Source organism: Candidatus Arthromitus sp. SFB-mouse-NL (assembly GCF_000709435.1).
In the GTDB taxonomy this organism is placed as follows: domain Bacteria; phylum Bacillota; class Clostridia; order Clostridiales; family Clostridiaceae; genus Dwaynesavagella.
In genome coordinates this window covers 89539-112632 of the sequence record NZ_CP008713.1, presented here as the reverse complement: position 1 = coordinate 112632, position 23094 = coordinate 89539, and the positions used below count along the sequence as shown (strand labels likewise).

The 23094-nt window shown below is 28.5% G+C and carries 16 protein-coding genes; 2 read left to right on the top strand and 14 right to left on the bottom strand.

Going from position 1 to position 23094, the window contains the following annotated elements; genetic code table 11:
- The first annotated feature begins 94 nt into the window (after positions 1-94).
- Positions 95-1285, top strand: a complete 1191-nt coding sequence (locus SFBMNL_RS00505; protein ID WP_042293981.1) for a site-specific integrase — start codon at positions 95-97, stop codon at positions 1283-1285.
- Between the two features lie 52 nt (positions 1286-1337).
- Here the strand turns inward: SFBMNL_RS00505 and rlmD are convergent, their stop codons facing one another.
- From rlmD to SFBMNL_RS00440, 13 genes are all read right to left on the bottom strand, one after another.
- Positions 1338-2723, bottom strand: a complete 1386-nt coding sequence (gene rlmD, locus SFBMNL_RS00500; protein ID WP_042293979.1) for a 23S rRNA (uracil(1939)-C(5))-methyltransferase RlmD — start codon at positions 2721-2723, stop codon at positions 1338-1340.
- Between the two features lie 181 nt (positions 2724-2904).
- Positions 2905-4326, bottom strand: coding sequence for a pyruvate kinase (gene pyk / locus SFBMNL_RS00495; RefSeq protein WP_005807584.1), 1422 nt, complete (start codon positions 4324-4326; stop codon positions 2905-2907).
- Between the two features lie 27 nt (positions 4327-4353).
- Positions 4354-5313 carry a 6-phosphofructokinase gene (gene pfkA / locus SFBMNL_RS00490; protein WP_005807586.1) on the bottom strand — a complete coding sequence of 320 codons (960 nt, stop codon included), beginning with the start codon at positions 5311-5313 and terminating at the stop codon, positions 4354-4356.
- Between the two features lie 28 nt (positions 5314-5341).
- Positions 5342-8881, bottom strand: a complete 3540-nt coding sequence (locus SFBMNL_RS00485; protein WP_042293977.1) for a DNA polymerase III subunit alpha — start codon at positions 8879-8881, stop codon at positions 5342-5344.
- 100 nt (positions 8882-8981) lie between these two features.
- Complete coding sequence (gene asnB / locus SFBMNL_RS00480; protein WP_005807590.1) at positions 8982-10823, bottom strand: asparagine synthase (glutamine-hydrolyzing); 1842 nt, start codon at positions 10821-10823, stop codon at positions 8982-8984.
- Between the two features lie 112 nt (positions 10824-10935).
- Positions 10936-11817 (bottom strand): hypothetical protein, encoded by an 882-nt coding sequence (locus tag SFBMNL_RS00475; protein WP_042293975.1) that lies wholly within the window; start codon positions 11815-11817, stop codon positions 10936-10938.
- A gap of 34 nt (positions 11818-11851) precedes the next feature.
- Positions 11852-12754, bottom strand: coding sequence for a DNA-binding protein WhiA (whiA, locus tag SFBMNL_RS00470; RefSeq protein WP_005807595.1), 903 nt, complete (start codon positions 12752-12754; stop codon positions 11852-11854).
- Positions 12755-12769: 15 nt separating this feature from the next.
- Positions 12770-13759 carry a gluconeogenesis factor YvcK family protein gene (locus tag SFBMNL_RS00465; protein ID WP_042293973.1) on the bottom strand — a complete coding sequence of 330 codons (990 nt, stop codon included), beginning with the start codon at positions 13757-13759 and terminating at the stop codon, positions 12770-12772.
- A gap of 25 nt (positions 13760-13784) precedes the next feature.
- Positions 13785-14651: an RNase adapter RapZ gene (gene rapZ / locus SFBMNL_RS00460; RefSeq protein WP_005807598.1), complete on the bottom strand. Its 867-nt coding sequence runs from the start codon at positions 14649-14651 to the stop codon at positions 13785-13787.
- Position 14652: 1 nt separating this feature from the next.
- Positions 14653-15573, bottom strand: coding sequence for a UDP-N-acetylmuramate dehydrogenase (gene murB, locus SFBMNL_RS00455; protein WP_042293971.1), 921 nt, complete (start codon positions 15571-15573; stop codon positions 14653-14655).
- 25 nt (positions 15574-15598) lie between these two features.
- On the bottom strand, positions 15599-17464 hold the full coding sequence (gene uvrC / locus SFBMNL_RS00450; protein WP_005807603.1) for an excinuclease ABC subunit UvrC: 1866 nt from the start codon (positions 17462-17464) through the stop codon (positions 15599-15601).
- A gap of 25 nt (positions 17465-17489) precedes the next feature.
- Entirely contained in the window at positions 17490-18896 is a 1407-nt protein-coding gene (locus SFBMNL_RS00445; RefSeq protein ID WP_042293968.1) for a peptidoglycan D,D-transpeptidase FtsI family protein, read from the bottom strand.
- Positions 18893-19786, bottom strand: a complete 894-nt coding sequence (locus SFBMNL_RS00440; RefSeq protein WP_242838767.1) for an FtsW/RodA/SpoVE family cell cycle protein — start codon at positions 19784-19786, stop codon at positions 18893-18895. Before SFBMNL_RS00440 ends, SFBMNL_RS00445 begins: the two co-directional genes overlap by 4 nt.
- Before the next feature lie 82 nt (positions 19787-19868).
- Between SFBMNL_RS00440 and SFBMNL_RS08510 the strand changes: the two genes are divergently transcribed.
- A complete protein-coding gene (locus SFBMNL_RS08510) occupies positions 19869-19997 on the top strand; it encodes a hypothetical protein (RefSeq protein ID WP_255346736.1) in 129 nt (42 codons plus the stop codon).
- A gap of 280 nt (positions 19998-20277) precedes the next feature.
- Here SFBMNL_RS08510 and uvrA read toward each other — a convergent pair whose 3' ends face one another.
- The gene (gene uvrA, locus SFBMNL_RS00435) at positions 20278-23094 is read right to left on the bottom strand and encodes an excinuclease ABC subunit UvrA (RefSeq protein WP_081832566.1); all 2817 of its coding nucleotides are present in this window, start codon (positions 23092-23094) and stop codon (positions 20278-20280) included.

Genomic DNA, 23094 nt, shown 5'->3' with positions numbered 1-23094 from the left:
GAACAAAACTTAATAATATAAGTATTTCAATTACGACTATATTTTAAACTCGAATTAATCTATATTTTTATAAAATGAAAGGAGATCTTAAAATATGACTGGAAGTCTCAGAAAACGAGGAGACAAGTGGTATTACTCGTTTGAGGCAGCTAGGGTCGACGGAAAAAGAAAAAGAATTGAAAGAGTTGGAGGTAGAACCAAAAAAGAAGCTGAAGCAGCTTTAAGAAAGGCTTTGGAAGATTACGAAAATGGTGAACAATTTCAAAAAACAAATATATCCGTATCAGATTATATGGATTTATGGTTTGATGCTTATGTACTGTTAAATTGCAGATACAATACTCAACGCTCTTATAGATTAATAATAGATAAACATATTAAACCCTCTTTAGGCATTTTAAAATTAACTTCTTTAACTCCTGGTAAATTACAAGATTTTATAAATAACAAATATTTAACTGGTATATCAAAAAATCATCTAAATAATATAATATCCTTATTGAGTGGTTCCCTTAACTACTCAGTACATCCTATGAATTTTCTAAAGAATAACCCTATGCAATATGTTAAAATTCCTAAGTATAATAATACCAAAACTACAGATAAACATAAAATTATAACTAATGATGATTTTAACGCTATAATAAAACGCTTTCCCGAAAGATCATCTTTCTATATCCCTTTAATGATTGGTTATCATACTGGTTGTCGCATAGGTGAAGCAATGGGTTTAACGTGGGATGACATTGATTTAGATAATAACACAATCAATATTAACAAACTAATATATAAAAAGGATACGTCTTGGTATTTTGGTGAACCTAAGACCACCTCCTCTAGCAGAATAATTAATATAGGTAATACCTTGAAAAACGCACTAAAGTATCATAAAAGATATATTGATATTAAACGCTTAGAATACGGAGAACATTATATAAAACAATACAACATAAATGATAAAATCACAACAAGTTCTCTAAATTTAAAAGCACCTTTATTAAATATGGTGTGCGTAAAAAGTAACGGAATGTTATTAACACCAGATTCATTTAAATATGCGTCGCGTGTTATTAATTATGAATTAGGTATACCTTTTAATTTCCACTCATTAAGACACACCCACGCTACATTACTAGTTGAAAATGGCGCTAACATTAAAGATGTACAACATAGACTAGGACATAATAATATTCAAACTACACTTAATACTTATACCCATAATACAGATAAGTTAGCTAAACAATCAGTAGATATATTTGAAAATATAATATTGCCTACATATTAATTTTATGTAGGCAAAAGGTAGTCAAAACTAATAAAATTTGATTCACAAATATTTAAAATCCAGATGGTCGCAAAGTAAATCTAACAATAGTTTCTACATGATATGTTTGACAAAACATATCAACTCCTCTAATTTTATCAATCTTATAGCCAAGGGAATTTAATATCTTAGCATCTCTAGAGAGAGTCGATACATCACATGAAATATAAACTATTTTTCTACAGTTAATATCTCTTATTTTATGTAAGACCCTCTCCTTTACACCCTTTCTTGGAGGATCTAAAATAACAGCATTTATATTAACCCCGCTATTTACTAAATTAAATATTTCATCTTCAACCTTACCATGTATAAATTCTATATTTTTAATATTATTTATAATCTTATTTTCATTAGCATCAACTATGCTCTCTTTAACTTCCTCTATACCATAGACCTGCTTTATTTTTCTACTTGCACATATACCTATGGTACCAATCCCACAATAAGCATCTAGAAGAGTATCTCCAAATTTTAAATCACACATTTCAATTGCAGCCGAATATAACTTCTCAGATTGTTTTGTATTAACCTGAAAAAATGATTTACTATGTATTCTAAATATAAAATCATTTATCTTGTCTTTTATATAACCATCACCATACAATACCCTCTCGTATTTTCCAAGAATAACATTTGTTATTTCATTATTTACGTTAACTATTATTGTCTTTATATTCTTAAATTTTTCTAATATAAAATCCATATACCCATTTAAAAATTCCTCGTCATCTCTAGTTAACACAATTACAAGCATGATTTCATTTGTATTATATCCCTTTCTAATGAGCAAATGTCTTACAAGACCATAATCACAACCTTTTTTATAATTAGCACTCTCATCATAAGGCTTTATATTATTTTTTTTTATATATTCTCTAGTTTCCTTAACAATATCATTACCTTCGTGAAACTGTATATGACAGAAGTCCATATTGATAATATTATGAGTATTTTTTTCATAAAATCCAGCTTTAACACCAGAATCACTTAATCCAAATGGTACCTGAACTTTATTCCTATACTCATATGGAATAGACATCGCATAGAATTTTTCCATCTTAATATTCCGTATATCACCTATTTTATTTAATGTATTTATTATTTTACTTTCTTTAAATCTAATTTGCTCCTTATAATTCATGTGCTGAATATTACATCCACCACATTTTTCATATATCTCACATATAGGCAATACTCTTGATTCAGATACTGAAAGCACTTCATTAACTCTACCTCTTAAAAAATTCTTATTTACCTTTTCTATACATATCTCAACAATTTCGCCAACTATGGTATTAGGTACAAAAACAACTAAATCGTCTATACGTGAAACTCCATTTCCCTGACTATCATAATCCTCAATCTTTACTATGTACTTATTAGCAACATCCACCATACTTAAAAAATTTTCCTCCTTAATCAAAAAAAACATTAGTATCAAAAGATACTAATGTTTTTTTGAATCAGTTTACCCAATAAAAATATATTTAATTTGTAAAACCTACTTATAATATATACTTACCCAGTAATTAATTTGTTAATTATTTATTATACATATGTTAATTTTTAGTGAATTTTTAAATTTCATGAACCTTAAGCATATTTGTATGACCTTTAAAATTTGCGGGAACACTTGCCGAAACAACTACTAAATCGCCATCTTTAAAGTTATACTCTTTTTTAGCCTTATCTACCGATAAATCAATTAACATATCTGTATTATCAATTGTCTCACTTATTGTTTGAGTATATACGCCCCAATAAATAGACAACATTCTAGCAACCTTTTTCATTTGAGTTATAGAAATAATAGGACACTCCGGCCTAAATCTAGATACAAACTTCGCTGTAGCACCAGACTTTGTGCAAGCAAGTATAGCCTTAGCACCAACTTCATTTGCTGTAGTACAAGAAAATAATGCAATCGTATTAGGTACATCTTTATATTCTATTTTAGATAATTTCTTCTGAAGTTTCCCTTCATAATCTAAACTCTGTTCAGTTGTAACTATAATCTTATCCATTATTTCATACGCCTCTAATGGATATTTACCATTTGCAGTTTCTCCACTCAACATAACTGCATCGCTACCATCATGTATAGCATTAGCTACATCCGAAGCTTCAGCTCTCGTGGGTCTTGGATTCCTAATCATAGAGTCAAGCATTTGGGTTGCAGTTATTACAAATTTTCCTCTATCATTACATTTCTTTATAATTAACTTTTGCCAATGAGGCAAATTTTCAATAGGAATCTCAACTCCCAAATCACCTCTAGCAACCATTATTCCATCAGAACTATCTATGATTTCATCTATATTATCAAGTCCCTCCTGGTTCTCTATCTTAGATATGATTTTTATAAAATCTCCTCCATTTAAATCAAGAAATTTCCTGATTTGTATAACATCATCAGATTTCCTTATAAAAGAAGCAGCAACATATTCAACATCATTCTTTATACCAAATAACAAATCATTCTTATCCTTTTCTGTAAGTGCAGGCAATTTTATCTTAGACTTTGGTAAATTAACACCCTTGTTACTTGAAATCTCACCAGAATTTAAAACAATACAACTTATTTTACCATCTTCCACATCTTCAATTTCAAGGGCTACTAAACCATCATCTATAAGTATTTTACCTCCAACTTCTACATCTTTATAAAGATCTTCATAAGTAACAGAACATCTGGTTGAATCACCAACTATATCCTCCTTTGTATATATAACAAATTTATCTCCCTGATTTAATAAAACCTTACCCTCAAATTTCTTAGTTCTAATTTCAGGTCCTTTTGTGTCAAGCATTATACCTACATTTTTGTTTAATTCCTCACTAATTTGCCTAACTAATTTTATTCTATTACCATGCTCCTCAAAATCACCATGGGAAAAATTGAGTCTCATGACATTCATTCCCTTTTCAATCAATTCTCTTAAAATATCATATTTATCACTAGCAGGACCTATTGTACATACTATTTTTGTCTTCCTCACTTTAAAAAACTCCTTTCAAATCTTAGCTTATACCAATTTATTAACAAGATCATATAAATCTTTATTAAATTTCTTCTCAATCTTTAGAGCTTCCTCTATATCCATATCAAACACTGTATTTTCTTTAACACCTATAACTTTTGCACAAACTTCATTGCTCAAAAGAGTATCTACAGCTTTTCTTCCCATTACAGATGCTAAAACTCTATCGCGTCCAGTCGGTATCCCTCCACGTTGTATATGTCCAAGAACTGTCGCCCTAGTATCAAGTCCTATTTTCTGTTGTATATACTTTCTAAGATCCTCTGCATTCCCTGCTCCTTCTGCTAAAATTATTAGGCTATGAAGCTTTTTATTTTTCTTAGACTCTAATATAGTTTTACATAATCCCTCACGATTAAAAGGATACTCAGGAACAATCACCGCTTCAGCGCCACCAGCAAGAGCTGAATATAATGCTAAATCTCCGCAATTTCTTCCCATAACTTCAACAATACTAACTCTCTCATGAGAACTTGATGTATCTCTCAATTTTCTCACAGCATCCAATATTGTATTAAGAGCTGTATCAAATCCAATCGTATAGTCTGTGTAAGGAAGATCATTATCTATAGTTCCAGGTATACCAACTGTAGATAAACCAAACTTTGATAACAAATGAGCCCCAGTAAATGATCCATCACCACCTACAACCACAAGTCCATCAACATTATGACTTTTTAATATCTCATAGGCCTGAGCTCTCACTTCTTCTTGTTTAAACTCGAGACATCTTGCAGTTTTTAAGAATGTTCCCCCTCTATCTATAATATCAGAAACGGATCTTCTACTTAAAGATTCTATTTCACCGTGTAAAAGTCCATGGTATCCTCTATGTATTCCAAGAACCTCTATATCTTTACTTAAAGCATATCTCACAACCGACCTAACAGCTGCATTCATTCCTGGAGCATCTCCACCACTTGTTAAAATCGCTATCTTTTTCATAATAATTAAACCTCCAATATATAGACATTTATTTAGTAATAATTACCTTTACAAATTCCTGTGAAAATACTTTGTTCAGCTCACAAATAAGACTATTACTTAAATTAACACCATAATCATTCACTCTAAAAACCTTCTTTCCCTCCAAGGAATACAAATTAACATTAACATGTCCCCTATTACTAATTAAAATATCCTTAGCCTTATTAAAAGAATTTGTTATCTCTTTCAAGCTTTTACATAAAATATACAACTTAAACCTATCATATTCTTCAATTCCTATTATCTCATTTACTATAATTTTAAATACATCATCATTTTTTTTAAACACACCTTTTATTATAACAATACTATTATCATTTATTAAATAATTAAATTTTTCATATACCTTAGGGAAAACAACGCACTCTATTGAAGAATACTTATCTTCAACATATAAAAAGCACATCATAGAATTATTTTTAGTTATAATTTTCTTAAATTCTCTCACTGATCCACCTATTACAACCTCATATCCATCATTAATTTTCATATCATCATCATAAAAATCAGAAATAGAATTTGTACAAACTTTATCTAATATTTCTTTGTACTTGTGTATAGGATGTCCAGAAATATATATGCCTAAAACCTCTTTTTCAAATAAAAGATTCTTATCACTATCATCATATAAATCATCACGATTATTTAATTTAAATGTTTTATCATCTTCCCTGCCAATTAATCCAAATAAATTCATTTGACCTTCTAAATTTTCTCGAAATTCTTTAGATATTCCATCAACAATCTTCTCAAAATTCATGAGAAGGTATGACCTAGAAATATTAAAAACATCTAATGCTCCTGATTTTATAATACTCTCTATGCCTTTCTTATTGATTGAACATTTTACACAAGCCTTAAAAAAATCATACTCATTCTTGAACTTTCCATATTTTTCTCTATAATAAACGATTTTTTCACATGCACCTTCTCCTAAATTTTTAATAGCTGACAATCCAAAATATATATATTCACCCTCAACTATAAACTTATTGTGACTATTATTTACACATGGAGGAAAAATCTTTATATTCATACTTTCTCCAAATCTTATATAATAGCAAACCTTATCCATATTATTTATAACGCTATTTAAAAGTGCACATATATATTCAGATTTATAATACCTCATTAAATATGCAGTTTCATAAGCAATAATCGCATATGCAGCAGCATGACTCTTATTAAAGGCATAAGAGGCAAAATCTACCATCTGATCAAAGATTTTATGAGAAATTTTTTCATCAATCCCATTATTTACGCATCCTTTTATTATTTCTTCTCCATCTTTATATCCATAAACAAATTTCTTCCTCTCCTTTTCCATCTCCTCATGCTTTTTTTTGGCCATAGCACGTCGTACAAGATCGCTCCTTCCCAAAGAATATCCAGATAACTTCTGAACGATCTCCATTACTTGTTCCTGATAAACAATAACTCCATATGTAACATTTAATATATCTTCAAGTTCTTTTGTTAAATATTTTATATCTCCAATATTATTTTTATTTTTTATGTAATTTGGTATCTCATCCATAGGCCCTGGTCTATATAAACTAATGCCTGCTATTATATCTTCAATAGAATTAGGTTTTAATTCCTTCATAAAACTAGTCATTCCAAATGATTCGAGCTGAAATACTCCACAAGTTTTGCCATCTCCAATCATATTAAATACATTTTGGTCATCAAAATCAATATTGTCTAAATCTATTTTAATCCCTTTATTTTTCTCAATAATCTTAATGCAATCGTTTATCACAGTTAAAGTTCTAAGACCTAAGAAATCCATCTTAAGCAGTCCAAGCTCTTCAAGATTTGCCATAGGAAATTGAGTTACAAGCATATCGCCATCTTTTTTTACGGGTATTAAATCCGTTAAATTATAAGGACTGATAATAACACCTGCAGCATGAATAGATGTATGTCTAGGAAGACCTTCAAGCCTCTTTGATATATCAATCAACTTCTTAACTCTAAGATCATTATTATATAAATCATTTAATTCTTTATTATAAAGAAGCGCTAAATCTATAGTTATATTTAACATATTGGGAACCATCTTAGCTATTTTATCAACCTCACCATATGGGTAATTCATAGCTCTTCCAACATCTCTAATACAAGCTTTTGCAGCCATTGTACCAAAAGTTATAATATTAGACACATTCTGATCACCATACTTATCTCTTACGTAGCTAATGACTTCCTCTCTTCTCTCATTACAAAAATCGGAATCTATATCTGGCATAGAAATTCTTTCAGGATTTAAAAACCTCTCAAATATTAAACTATACTTTATAGGATCAACTTTTGTTATATTAAGCACATATGCAACGATAGATCCAGCAACACTTCCTCTTCCAGGTCCTGTTGGTATCGACTTTTCCATGCAAAATTTTATAAAATCCCACACAATTAAAAAATAATCAACAAATCCCATAGAATTTATCAAATTAAGTTCATATTTAACCCTATCTACTAATTTTTTCTTAGTATCTGTAATATTTTTACCTATCTCTTCTTTTAATATTTCAAACTTAGAGTCATCTAAAATATCTTCAATTTTAAATATTTCAATCTCATGTGAAAATTCATCATATTTATTTATGAGCCCAAGATAACATAGCCTCTTTAAATACTCAAAAGGCTCAAGTGAATTATCCATAATATATTTTGGAGGCATATTCTCATGAAATTTATACTCAAAATTGCATTTATCTCGTATTTCAATGGTATTTAAAAGTCCATCCATATAATTAGGAAACGCTTCATACATCTCATCTTTTGATTTCAAATAAAACTGATCACCATGGTATTTCATTCTTCTTTCTTCATCTACATTGCTACCTGTTTGTATGCAAATAAGCACATCATGGGCATTTGCATCATCTTTTTTTATGTAATGAACATCATTTGTAACAACGAGTTTTATATCAAGCTCTGATGAAAATTCCAAAAGCAAATTATTAACCTTTTTTTGGTCCTCTATCCCATGATCTTGAATTTCTAAATAAAAATCTTCCTTAAATATTTCTTTATATATAATTGATAAATTTTTCGCACCATCTATATCATTTCTTAAAATATATTTAGAAATTCCACCACTCAAACAAGCACTAAGTGCAATAAGACCCTCTGAATGTTCTTTCAAATATTCTATATCAACCCTCGGTTTATAATAAAATCCTCGGATAAAAGAGTCACTAACTATTTTTAATAAATTTCTATATCCAATCTCATCTTTCACAAGAAGAACTAAATGACTAGTGAAATTATCCTTGTCTGCATTCTTTATATCCATAGATTTATTCGCAACATAGATCTCACAACCAATTATAGGTTTAATGCCATACATTTTACATGCTTTATAAAATTCCAAACATCCGTACATAACACCATGATCTGTTATAGCAAGAGATGTCATACCAAGTTCTTTCGCCCGTTCAACTAAATTTCTAATCTTACATGAAGAATCTAACAAACTAAACTCTGAGTGTACATGTAAATGAACAAAATCATTCATACCAAATTTCCTTAATCAAATAATATATAATTGAATTTTACCACATATAATAAAAATTAAAAAACCCAAATGGAAAGAATAGTCCACTTGGGTTTATAATTTACAAAGATAAATTTATATTATATTTCTTAAGCCACATATTAATTTGTATTAAATATGCCATAAGCTGAGGCCCTCTCATAAGTTGACCAAACCAAGGTTTCGTATAAGAATTTCCTCTACTCTCAATTAATTTCCTAACACTTTTTTCATCTATAATCTCAAAAATAGGATTAGATTTATTATCCAAAATATTTGATAATTCATTTACTACAAGATTAGTGTATATAGCACTTTGAGTTTTAGGGTAAGGACTCTTTTTTCTATCTATTATAGAATCTGGTAAAAATTTTCTACTTACTTCTCTAAGTATACCCTTCTCTCTTCCATTTAGGAATTTAAATTTAGCAGGAATATTATAAGAAAATTCAACAAGCTCTCTATCTGCAAAAGGAACTCTTATCTCCAAACTATTTGCCATACTCATTCTATCTTTCCTATTTAAAAGAGTTACCATAAACCACTTAACATTAAGAGTAGTCATCTTTCTTATTTTTGCATCAAGTTCACTATCACTATCTAAAATACAAACATCCTTTAAAGTTTCATCAAACTTATTTTTAATATAAGAATCGAAGTCTAAATTTTTAATCTTATCATTAAAAAGTTCTTTCCTTATACCCGAAAATCTATTCCAAGGGAACTTATTTAACTTCAAATCTTCTTCATTTAAATACCAAGGATAACCTCCAAATATTTCATCTGCACATTCTCCAGATAATCCAACGGTACCATAATTTTTAATTCCTTTACAAAATAAGTACAAGGAAGTATCAATGTCAGCCATAGAAGGAATATCACTTGAATAAAGCCCATCTTCTAAAGCATAGAATAAATCTTCATTTTTAATTGTAATAATTCTATTATTCGATTTTATAGATTCATTAACAACTTTAACAAAATATTTATCACTTGTAACTTCAAACTCATTACCCTCAAAATCCTTATCATAATCTACATAATCTACAGTAAATGTATCTAAAATCTTACCTTCTTTGTTAAATTCATCTGATACTACAGCTGATATAAGAGATGAATCTATACCTCCTGATAGAAAAGAAAAAATCCCCCTATCTGATACCATTTGCTTCTTTATAGCATTTTCAAGCATTAAAGATAATTTTTCTTTTGTATCTTCGAGAGTCAAATTATGTTCCTTCGACTCAAGTCTCCAATATTCTTTAAGTGTTATCCTATCTTTATATATAAATAAATAATGTGCAGGTGGTATTTCCTTTACGTCTTTAAATATACCTTCTCCAAGACTACGACTTGGTCCTAAACCTAAAAGATCTAATATCCCATCACCACAAACTATAGGACTAACTTTAGGATGTTTTAACAAAGACTTTATCTCAGATCCAAAAATTAAATATCCATCTTTAAAACTATAAAAAATGGGCTTAACTCCCAACTGATCTCGAGCCATAAATAAACAATTCCTATCTTCATCAAATATACAAAACGCAAATATACCATTTAATTTACTCACACACTCTTCTTTATAGTGTATATAATTTATTAAGACAACTTCTGTATCAGAATAAGTATAAAAACTATAACCTTTACTTACCAAATCATCTCTAATCTCATCAGTATTATATATTTCACCATTATAAACAATCGTATATTTATGAAAATTTACAATCCTTTGCATTGGTTGTTTCCCACCATTAGGGTCAACTATAGATAACCTTCTATGTCCCAAAACCACATTTTTATGTTTATAATAATCAAATTCATCTGGTCCTCTATGATAAAGCGAATCATTCATCATTAATATATTATTAAACTCACTTCTTATATCCTTATTAAAATTGGAAAATCCAGTTATCCCACACATATATTTCTCCTAATATATTAGAATTTAATTTATTGATATTTTTATGTTATGAACATAATTAAATTTTGATACAAAAACGCCCTATTTAGTTTTTCTAAATAGGGCGAATAACTTATTTATTATATTGATCTATAAATTTATCTATAAAATCCAGATTTATATCTTTGTAAATATTCCAAACTTCAATATGTGTAATATAATTATTAGTGCTTAACTTATATATAGGAGAATTACTCTTCATTTCTAAATAATTAGTAGTAATTAAAGATTCATACTTACACCCCATGTTAGGATACTCATAACAACCCTTAATCTCATCAAATTCTTTAACAAACATCTCATTATTATTGTAGTATAACACATACCTTAAATCAGTATTTACACCCATTCTAAACCTATCACATATATTTTCATTAACCTTCATAGCAATATACTTATCTCCTAAATAAACTCTAGAATCTTTAAGATTTGAATATGGCCAAAAAACTAATGACTTATTTGGTACATCTCTATTATTCCCAATACTAAATGGAATAATCTCTATTCCTCCATTTCTAACTACAGTGTTTGAACATATTGCTATATTTATATCAAACGCATTCAAAGATAGTATTTTATGTATTACTTTAATCTTAGTAGAATTCTCATAAAATATTATCTCAATTACTCTTCTTATTTGGGTCCACTTTTCTATATTTTGAATCAATCTAATACCACTCGATATTCTTTCATACGTTATACCTTGATTATCAATAAAATCAACATTTTGATCTATTTGTGGTATATAACTAAAACTATGCCCTCCTCCTATTATGTCTCTGCTATCATTATCTATCAAAATATCCTCAAATTGATTATTACCATTCACATACCCATATTTTACAATTCTTATAGTATTTTCCATAAAAACAATCACTTCTACTAAATTATTTGTAATCCTTAAACAATTATTATAATTTTTATAATTAATCTCTACAATATTAACTTTTTCCATAACCACACCCCAAAATCAAACTAATAGTTAAAATTTAAACGCCATATTTATCTTCTAACTCACTAGCAATTTTCTCTATCTTTTTTAATCTATGAAGTACCCCAGATTTGCCAATAGGTGGATTTAAATATTTGCCAAGTTCACCAAGTGGTGCCTCCTTATATTTTAATCTTACCATAGCAATTTCTTTAAGCTTACTAGATAACTTATCTAAACCAATATATTTATCAATATACATAATAGCTCTAACTTGTTTTACAGATGCTATTATAGATTTATCCTCATTAGCTTGAATACAATTCTTAAGTCTATTCTTATTATTAGTATACTCTTTCAATACTCTAATATTTTCAAATTCTAGTACAGATCTATGCACCCCTATTACCTTTAAAAACTGCGATATACTTTCTGCTTCCTTTACATATATAATAAACCTATCTTTTCTTTTTATCATCTTACTCTTAATACAAAAAAAATTTAGCACTAAATCTAAGAAATATGATAAATCATAATTATACAAACAAAATTCTAAATGATAACTATTATTTGGATTAATAATGCTCCCACATATCAAAAATAATCCTCTAATAAGGTAAGCTCTATCAATTATTTTATTTTCAATGATTAAATTAATATTATGTTTAAATTCTCCATTATCAACATACAATAACAACTTATACATATAATAACTCTTAAATATATATGTATTTGACTTTACATTATCTTCATTTACACTATAACCAAATCCATTAATAATATTAAGCATATTATCCAAGTAATTAACTAAAAGATGATTATCTATTCTTACAGTAATCTCATTATTATTTATAGTATACCTTGTACCATAAACCACACCCATTAATTCACTAACTGCTTGTTTGTATGATCTAAAACAGTTCTCAAGTATCTCAGTTTTAACAAAATATGAAAAAGTCATTATACCACCTGTTACTTATTTGAAATCATGATTAATAATATTCATTATAATTTTAGATACTTTATCTTCATCATGTCTTATAAAACCATTTTCTATTTTTATCAAATTATCCTTAACTATTTTTACGTTCATATTCTCAAATTTCTCATAATCACAATATACAAGCTCAGAATTTTTAATCTTATATCTTTTCTCATATTCTCTAGATAATTTGCCATCATTTACAATAATATAATCTAGTTTTAAAATATCCGTATTATAAAATATGCTTTTAACATGATCATATAGAGTATAACCCTGAGTTTCACCATATTGAGTCATAATATTAGCCACATAAATATGCTTTCCATTATTTTTGTTTATAGAATCACAAATTCCTTTTATCTTTAAATTAGGCAATATACTTGTATATAAACTTCCTGGTCCAAAAACAATAGCATCAGCATTTAATATTTCATTAATGCAATCATTTATAGGTTTTGCATCACTAGGTATTATTGATATTTCCTTAATATTGCTATTATATTTTATTACCTCTTCAGGAATTTTAGATTCACCTCTAACAATAATTCCATTATGTAGTTTAGCTTCAAGAACTATATTCTCATTAGTAACAGGTAATACCTTACCTGTTATAGCTAAAACATCACTCATAGCCTTTATTGCACTCTCAAAATTATTAGTAATTCCTATCATAGCTGCTATAAATAGATTCCCAAAACTTTGATTTTTTAGATTACCATCACTAAACCTATATTTCAAAAGTTCTTCCATTATAGGTTCTGTATTTGCAAGTGCTATCAAACAATTTCTTATATCCCCAGGTGGTAATATCCCTAACTCATCTCTTAAAATCCCAGATCCTCCACCATCATCAGCGACAGTAACTACTGATGTAATGCAATTGGTAAACTTTTTAATTCCCCTAAGAATTGTCGGAATGCCTGTCCCACCTCCTATAACCACAACTTTAGGATTATTGCAAAATTTATTAAATAACTCCACCTTATAAATCTCCCAATTTTATGTTTTAATTAATATTTTTACTAACATCTCTATGCTCTACAATAACCTTATAATTTTTATAATTATACAAAATATTATATAATTCTTCTGATATAGCAACAGATCTATGTTGTCCTCCTGTACATCCAATCCCAATTGTTAAGTGTTTTTTGCCTTCTTTTCTATAATTTGGTAATAAAAATTTTATAATATCTTCTAACTTTATCAAAAATTCCTTACACACGTAATTTTTTAATACAAAATCCCTAACTTCCTTATCAATTCCTGTTAACTTTTTTAGATTTGCTACATAAAATGGATTTTCTATAAACCTAACATCAAATGTTAAATCACATTCTAAAGGTATTCCATATTTATATCCAAAAGAAACTATTTGTACTATAAAATCATTCTCTATATACTCTCCACATATAAAATCTCTTACTCTCTTTTTCAATTCCTGTACTTTTAAGTCCGAAGTATCTATAATTAAATTAGACTTTTTCCTAAGAAATTCTAATTTTTTCCTCTCTTTCAATATTCCACTTAAAATCTTACCATCATAAGATAATGGATGTAACCTTCTAGTTTCCTTAAACCTTCTAATTAAAATTTCATCAGAACAATCTAAAAACAATATCTTATAAATTATAGAATTATTTTCAAACCATTCTAAAACACTATCTATATAATCAAAAAATTCCCTGCCCCGTATATCTATAACAAAAACAAGTTTAGAAACATTACCATTCGTCTGTTTACATAATTCACCAAATTTTTGTGCAAATTGTGGTGGCATATTATCAACACAAAAATAATTTAAATCTTCAAGTTCTCTAATTACTTGAGTCTTCCCCGCTCCTGAAAGCCCTGTAACTATAATAATTTCCATCCTAATCCTCTCCAACAACCTTTACTTCCATCTCTAATATAACATTAAATTTATTGTATACCTTGTCTTTTACTATATTTATTAATTCTAAAACTTCACTAGTTGTGGCATTTTCATTTCTTGTGACAATAAATCCACAATGTTTCTCAGATACCATTACATTTTTGTGTATATAACCTCTAAGACCACAATCATCTATAAGCTTTCCTGCAAAATAACCTTCAGGACGTTTAAAAATGCTTCCTGCTGAAGGATACTCAATAGGTTGTTTCAATTTTCTTTTGTACATTAATTCCTTCATTTCATCGTAAATTTCTTCTTTTCTACCCCTTTTTAAAGATATATCACAACTTATAACTAAATACTTATTTTTCATTATTGTAGTTGTTCTATATCCGAACTCCATATTTCTCCTAGATATATAAAATACTTCTCCATTTAAATCAATAACCCTAACTCCAAGTACAATATTACTCATTTCTCCACCATATGCTCCCGCATTCATATTTACAGCGCCTCCAATAGTTCCAGGTATTCCACAGGCAAAAGCAAATCCAGATAGTGAGTTGTCTTTTGCAATCGTAGCTATATCTGATAAACTTGACCCAGATTGAGCTCTTATTATATTATTCTCGACAACTATTTTATTAAATTTAGTTAGATTTACCACAACTCCCCTAATACCCTTATCCTTAACTAAAATATTAGATCCACACCCTAAAATAAAGTAAGGAACTTTATTCTTTATAATACATTTTATAGATTCTATAAGTTCTTCTTCAGTTGATGGAAAAATCATAATATCGCAAATTCCACCTAATTTAAAAGTTGTATGTTTTTTCATCAACTCATCCATCCTTATTTTTTCAGAGGATAAAATAAATTTTAACCGTTCTAATAAAATCTTATAATCACTATACATACAAATTTTCCCCTTATAATTAAGTCTATCTACTCTTATTAAAAAACTCTAATATCGATTCACTTGCTGATTTATTCATGCTTGGTACCTTTAAAAGCTCATCTATTGATGCCTTTTTAATAGCATCAACACTATTAAAATACATCAAAAGTTCTCTCCTCCTTTTACTCCCAATATTAGGTATTTCATCTAGTATAGAACCCAAACTTCTCCTATCTCTTAAACTCCTATGATAAGTTATAGCATATCTATGAACTTCATCTTGCACTCTTGTAATAAATTTAATCAATGTACTTGAAATATTCAACTCTTGATTTTTATATACAAGTCCCCTAGTTCTATGCCTATCATCCTTAACCATTCCACAAACAGGTAAATTTATATTAAACTTTTCAAGAACCTCTTCTACCGAACTAATATGTCCACGTCCACCATCTACTAATATCAAATCTGGAAATATACAAAATTTCCCATAAGTATGCTCTAATTCACCTTCCTGTATACATTTAATTTCTTTCAAGGCATGCTCAAATCTCCTATTCAATATTTCTTTCATACTTTTATAATCATCAGAACCTTGTACATTTTTTATTTTAAACCTTCTATACTGAGTTTTATTAGGTATTCCATTATTAAATACAACCATGCTACCAACTGAATCAAATCCGCTTATATTGGAAATATCATAAGCTTCAATTCTATCTATCTTAAATTCTAAACCTAAAACATCTTTAAGTTCATCCAAATACTCACTCTTTCTCTCAACTGAACATAAATACTTATTATTCTTAAATTTATCGAGCATAATTCTTGCATTTTTCCTTACTAAATCAAATAACTCTTTTTTTTCACCACTCTTTGGAGATTTAAAATAAACTTTCCTTTTAGATTTTATATTAATCCATTTCTCTATATTATCTTTATCTAAAAACTCTGGTGAATATATATAATTGGGAATTTGAGTGGTGCCTCCATAATAACTCTTAATAAACTGTTCAATTATATGTTCATCATTATCACCCATAATATTTTCAAATATAAAATGCTCTCTTCCAACTACTCTTCCATTCCTTAGAAAAAATATCTGTACACACGCTTCATTATCATATCTAAAAATATTTATATAATCTTCAGAGTTCTCTCTCCCAGAAAAAATGCTTTGCTTCTCAAAAATTAGTTTTATACCCTCTATTTTATCTCTTATACTCATAGCCTGCTCATACTCCAAATTTTCAGAGTGTCTAAGCATTTGATTCTTCAATAAATTTAAAATAGAGTCTTTACTTTTACCACTTAATATATCAATAATTTCTTTTATCATTTCATTATATTCAATTTTTGATATAAGTCCATAACAAGGTGCTTTGCATCTCTTAGTTTGATAATAAATACATGGTCTACATGATATGACTCCATCTTTTATATGTATTTTACAATTTCTTATTAAAAAATAACTCTTAACAAGTGATATTATCTCATTAACAGAATTCATAGAAGTAAAAGGACCAAAATATAAATTTCCATCTTTTATATAATTCTTCGTAGAAAATATCCTTGGAAAATCCTCATTTGTTGTTATCTTTATAAATGGATATGTCTTATCATCTTTAAGCAAAATATTATACTTAGGCTGATACTTCTTTATCAAACTATCCTCTAATATCAATGCTTCTATCTCATTTTCGGTTACTATGTATTCAAACTCTAATATATTTTTTACAAGAGATCTAGTTTTTTCTGAATGATTCTGAGTTTTTCTAAAATATTGCGAAACTCTTTTTTTTAAATTCTTAGCCTTACCAATGTATATAACATTCGTATTGCTATCTTTCATTATATAAACCCCAGGAGATTCTGGCAAAATACTAATATTATACTTTATATCAAACACATAAACACCACCTAAAACTCACATATTACTCAATCAATTCAATCGCTTTTTTCATAACATTAGAAGAAATCTCAGATGCAATTCCTCTACCTTCTCCTCCACCTTCAACTACTACTGATATAGAAACTTTAGGATTATCATATGGGGCAAAACCTATAAATAAAGAATGAGGAACACCATCTTCATCTCCATTTTTATAATCTGCAGTTCCCGTTTTTCCAGCTGCCTTAATAGATGAAAATTCACTTATATGAGATAAATTATTCTCAACAACGCCCCTCATATATGAAGATATAATAGATGCAGTCTTACATTTTATAGGCTTAGATAATATAAACTTTGAACACTTGTTTATAATATCTCCATATGAATTTAATACTTCATCTACTATGTAAGGCCTCATCATAATACCATTATTTGCAATCGCACTCGATATTAAAGCAAGATTAATCGGAGTAACTAATATAGACCCCTGGCCAATTCCAGTTTGTGCAATAAGTCCAGTCTCATGATCATTTAATTCCGGAAAATAACTATTAGAAACATTTAACCCTTTCAAATCCAAATCCCTATTAAAATAGAATCTTTCAGCATACTTTTTAAGTTCACTATTTCCAAGTTCTAACGCTAAATTTCCAAATACAACATTACTAGATCTTATAAAGGCATCCTTCAAACTCATCTCTCCAAAGGCTATCCTGTTTTGATTATATAATTTATCTACTCCATTAAAATCAATAAAACCATCATCCTTAAATTTTCTATTAAGTGCACCATCAATATTTTCTATAGATGAAGCTGATGTTATAACCTTAAAGGTAGATCCTGGTGGATACTTACCGTTTATCGCTCTATTATACAAAGGAGCAGTCCCTTCCATTATCAAACTATCCCAAATCTCATTTAAATTATTTGGATCAAACGATGGTTTACTCACAAGAGCATAAATCTCCCCAGTTTTAGGATTCATAACAACAATAGCTCCCTTATTATTTCCTAAAGATTCATATGCGTAACTCTGAAGTTCACTATCTATAGTTAATTTAACATCACTACCATGTACATCCTCATAACCAAAAAAAGATTTGATACTGCTTATAAATCCTCTTGGTTCCCTCAAATACTCATCCATATCATTTTCAATTCCAGACATCCCATATTTAATATCTGCATAACCTATTGGATGTACTAAAGCCTCACCATAAGGATAAATCCTTTTTTGTCCATCTTCAGTTGTATACGCTACCACATTTCCATCTCTATCTAAAATTTTCCCTCTGATAAACTTAGATCTTTCTTGTGATATTCTTTTATTTAAACTATGATTCGAATAATATGTAGATCTAAATACCAAAAAATATATTAAAGAAGATATAATAACTAGGAATAAAAACGAAAACATAAATGATATTATTTTCAAGTTCTTATTCATAAAAAATCACCTTCTAATAATTTTTGCATAATACCAAACATAATAAACATGCTTATAATTGAGCTCCCTCCATAACTTATAAAAGGTAGTGTTATTCCAGTTAAAGGTATTAGATTCAACACTCCTCCCAAAATAATTGTAGTCTGAAGTGCAATTATTATATTAAACCCAACCATAAGAAGCTTACTCTCATCCTTAGCTTTCATTTTCATACTATTTTTCATAACCTTAATAAAAAATAAAAAATACAACAAAGTTATAAGTATACCTGTAAATATACCAAGCTCCTCTACAATAGAAACAAATATATAATCAGTATAATTGACAGGTATAAGCTCTAAATTACCTCGATATAATCCCCTTCCTAAAAAACCTCCAGATCCCATAGCAAAAAATCCTTGTAAAACCTGATATGTCGTAAAATTAGGATCACTTTCAGGATTTAGCCAAGCATGAATGCGAACCCTTACATGAGGAAAATTAATATACGCAAGTACTCCAAGTATTAAAGTAGCTATAATTATAATTAATAAAAACTTATATTTAGAGGTTCTTATATAATACATAAGCATGCTTAAAAAAATTATAATAATAGCTGTACCCAAATCCTTTTGAAGTATTAAAAATATCAAACTAAATAATATCAAAAATATAGCCATATATTTATCTATCTTATCCCTGTTATTTCTAAGTATAGATGAAAGATATAAAATTACAAAAATTTTACCAAATTCAGAAGGCTGAAATGTTATACCAAAAAAAGAAATCCAATTTTTAGATCCATTTATGTATTCCCCAAATAAAAAGGATAAACTCATGAGTACAAGAGATAAAAAAAAGTATATCCATTTAAATCTGACAAACTCATGTATATTTCTCCCGAAAAACATAATAAGCAAGTAGAATATATATCCAAACAAAAATAATATACACTGTTTAAAGGACATAGCTGGATTTATTCTATATATAATAGTGAGCCCAAGCAGAACAAATAAATTCACAATTAAGTTTAAAGAACTATCCACTTTAAATACTAAAAATTGCAATAAGGATACAATAGATATGATTAATATGTACGATATTGATATAAAGCATAGATAAAAATCTATGCTCCTTTTACCTACAAGTAAATTTAAAAATACTATAATAGATAAGATCAGGTTAAGTACAAAGTATAGTTTCTTTTCGTTTACGTTTTCTACCATCTTCACTCCCCATAATCCAAATTTTTATAAAAAATCCTAATATCAAAAATTCTCCAAATCAAAAATCATTAAATATATAATTTTTTATGAGCGTCAAAACTATATAAAAAATCAAAAACACTCCACATATAGATATACCTTTTGAAATTAATTCCCAAAAATTCATATATAAAATCCTATTCAATGTTCAAATATTTCCTTAAATATTTACCTGTATAAGACTTCTTTACTAAACAAATTTCTTCTGGTGTACCCTTAGCTATAATATCTCCACCTAAAGATCCACCTTCAGGACCTAAATCAATAATATGATCAGCATTCTTTATAACATCTAAATTATGTTCTATAACAATTACAGTATTCCCATTATTAACCAGCATATGTAAAATTTCTACAAGCTTACTTACATCATATACATGAAGACCTGTTGTTGGTTCATCTAATATATAAAGAGTTCTACCAGTACTCTTTTTAGATAACTCATTCGCAAGCTTAACTCTCTGTGCTTCTCCACCTGATAATGTAGTAGAACTTTGACCAAGTTTTATATAAGATAATCCCACATCATTCAATGTCTTTATCTTATTATATATTTTAGGTATAGATTCAAAAAATTCCATAGCCTCATGTACAGTCATGTTAAGAATATCAGATATATTCTTATCCTTGTATTTAACTTCTAGTGTTTCCTTATTGTATCTTGTACCCTTACACACCTCGCAATTCACATATACATCAGATAAAAACTGCATCTCTATTTTTATAACTCCATCACCTTGGCAAGCCTCACATCTTCCCCCTTTAACATTAAAACTAAACCTGCCCTGCTTATATCCTCGAACCTTTGAATCATTTGTTGTCGCAAACAATTCTCTTATATAATCAAATACTCCTATATATGTAGCTGGATTTGATCTAGGAGTTCTCCCAATAGGAGACTGATCTATATCAATTATTTTATCTATATTTTCTATACCTTTTATCTCTTTAAATATTCCAGGCTTATCTTTAGAATTATTTAATTCTTTATTTATCCCTTTATACAAAATCTGGTTTACAAAAGTACTTTTTCCAGATCCAGAAACCCCTGTGACTAAAGTTAATGTCCCAAGTGGTATATCTACTGAAATATTTTTTAAATTATTTTCGCTACAACCCAAAACTTCTATAAATTTACCATTACCGCTCCTCCTACACTCTGGAACTAAAATAACTTTTTCCCCTCTTAAATAAGCTCCTGTTATAGAATCCTTACAATCTAGAATTCCACAATAATCTCCTTGATAAACAACATCCCCTCCCTGATCTCCTGCAAACTTACCTATATCTACTATAAAGTCCGCCTCTCTTATAGTATCTTCATCATGCTCGACAACTACAACACTATTCCCAATGTCTCTTAAATTTTTAAGAGTCTCTATGAGCTTATCATTATCTCTTTGATGAAGACCAATACTTGGCTCATCTAAAACATATAAAACTCCAACTAAACTTGATCCTATTTGTGTTGCAAGTCTTATTCTCTGCGATTCACCACCTGAAAGAGTGGAGGCTGTTCTAGCCAAATTTAAATAAGATAATCCAACATTGTTTAAAAAAGATAGTCTACTCCTAATTTCATTAATTATAGGTTCTGATATAATTTTATTTTTCCCATGAAGCTCAATTCCATCTAAGAACTTTATAGAATCTTCTATACTCATACAAGTTAATTCATATATGTTAATTCCATTAAACCTAACAGCTAAAACTTCAGGTTTAAGCCTGGCACCATTACATTTCTCACAAACTTTATTTGACATATATCTTTCAATATCTTGTCTAACATTATTTGATGAACTATCCCTATATCTTCTCTTTAAAATATTTATAATTCCTTCAAATTTATAATTATATGTATTTCCTTCATCACCATACTTAACGCATACCTTCTCCTTCACTCCATTTAATATTATATCTTTTACCTCGTCATTCAAATTTTTAAACGGTTCATCTAAAGAAAAATTATACTTTTCACTCAAAGCCTTAAATATCTTAAAACTCCAACTACTCTCTTTTAAGGCATTTTCTCCAATACTATTTATACATCCTTCTAAAATAGAAAGTTCTTCATTTACAAGTAACTTCTTATCTATCTCAAACTTCCTACCAATACCATCACATTCATCACATTTACCAAAAGGAGCATTGAAAGAAAAACTTCTTGGCTCAAGCTCTGATATACTTATTTGACAATCAATACAAGAAAATTTCTCTGAAAAAAGTATCTCTCCTCTACCCACAACATCAACAATTACAAGTCCATCAGAAAATTTCAAACTACTCTCAACAGACTCAAAAACTCTTCCTCTTGATGAATTCTTAATTACAATTCTATCAACCAAAATCTCTATGGTATGTTTCTTGTTTTTATTTAAATCTATAGTTTCTTCTGATAAATCATAAACTTCTCCATCTATGCGAGCCCTTACAAATCCTTGCATTTTAATATTCTCTATAAGCTTTTCATGTCTACCTTTTTGATTTTTAACAATAGGAGAAAATATCTGAATCTTAGATCCTTCACCAATATCCATTATACTATCTACTATTTGATCTATAGTTTGTCTTTTTATCTCTTTGCCACATTTATAACAATGAGGAGTTCCAGCTCTTGAATATAAAAGCCTTAAATAATCATATATCTCAGTTACAGTACCAACTGTAGATCTTGGATTCCTTGAAGTTGTTTTTTGATCGATTGATATAGCTGGAGATAACCCAGTTATTGCATCAACTTCTGGTTTATCCATTTGACCTAAAAATTGCCTTGCATATGTAGACAACGATTCAACATATCTCCTCTGCCCTTCCGCATACAAAGTATCAAATGCTAAAGAAGTTTTACCAGATCCTGAAACTCCAGTAAATAGAACAAGTTTATTCCTTGGAAACTTAACATCACAATTTTTCAAATTATTAACTCTAGCACCCTTTATCTCAATATATTCCAT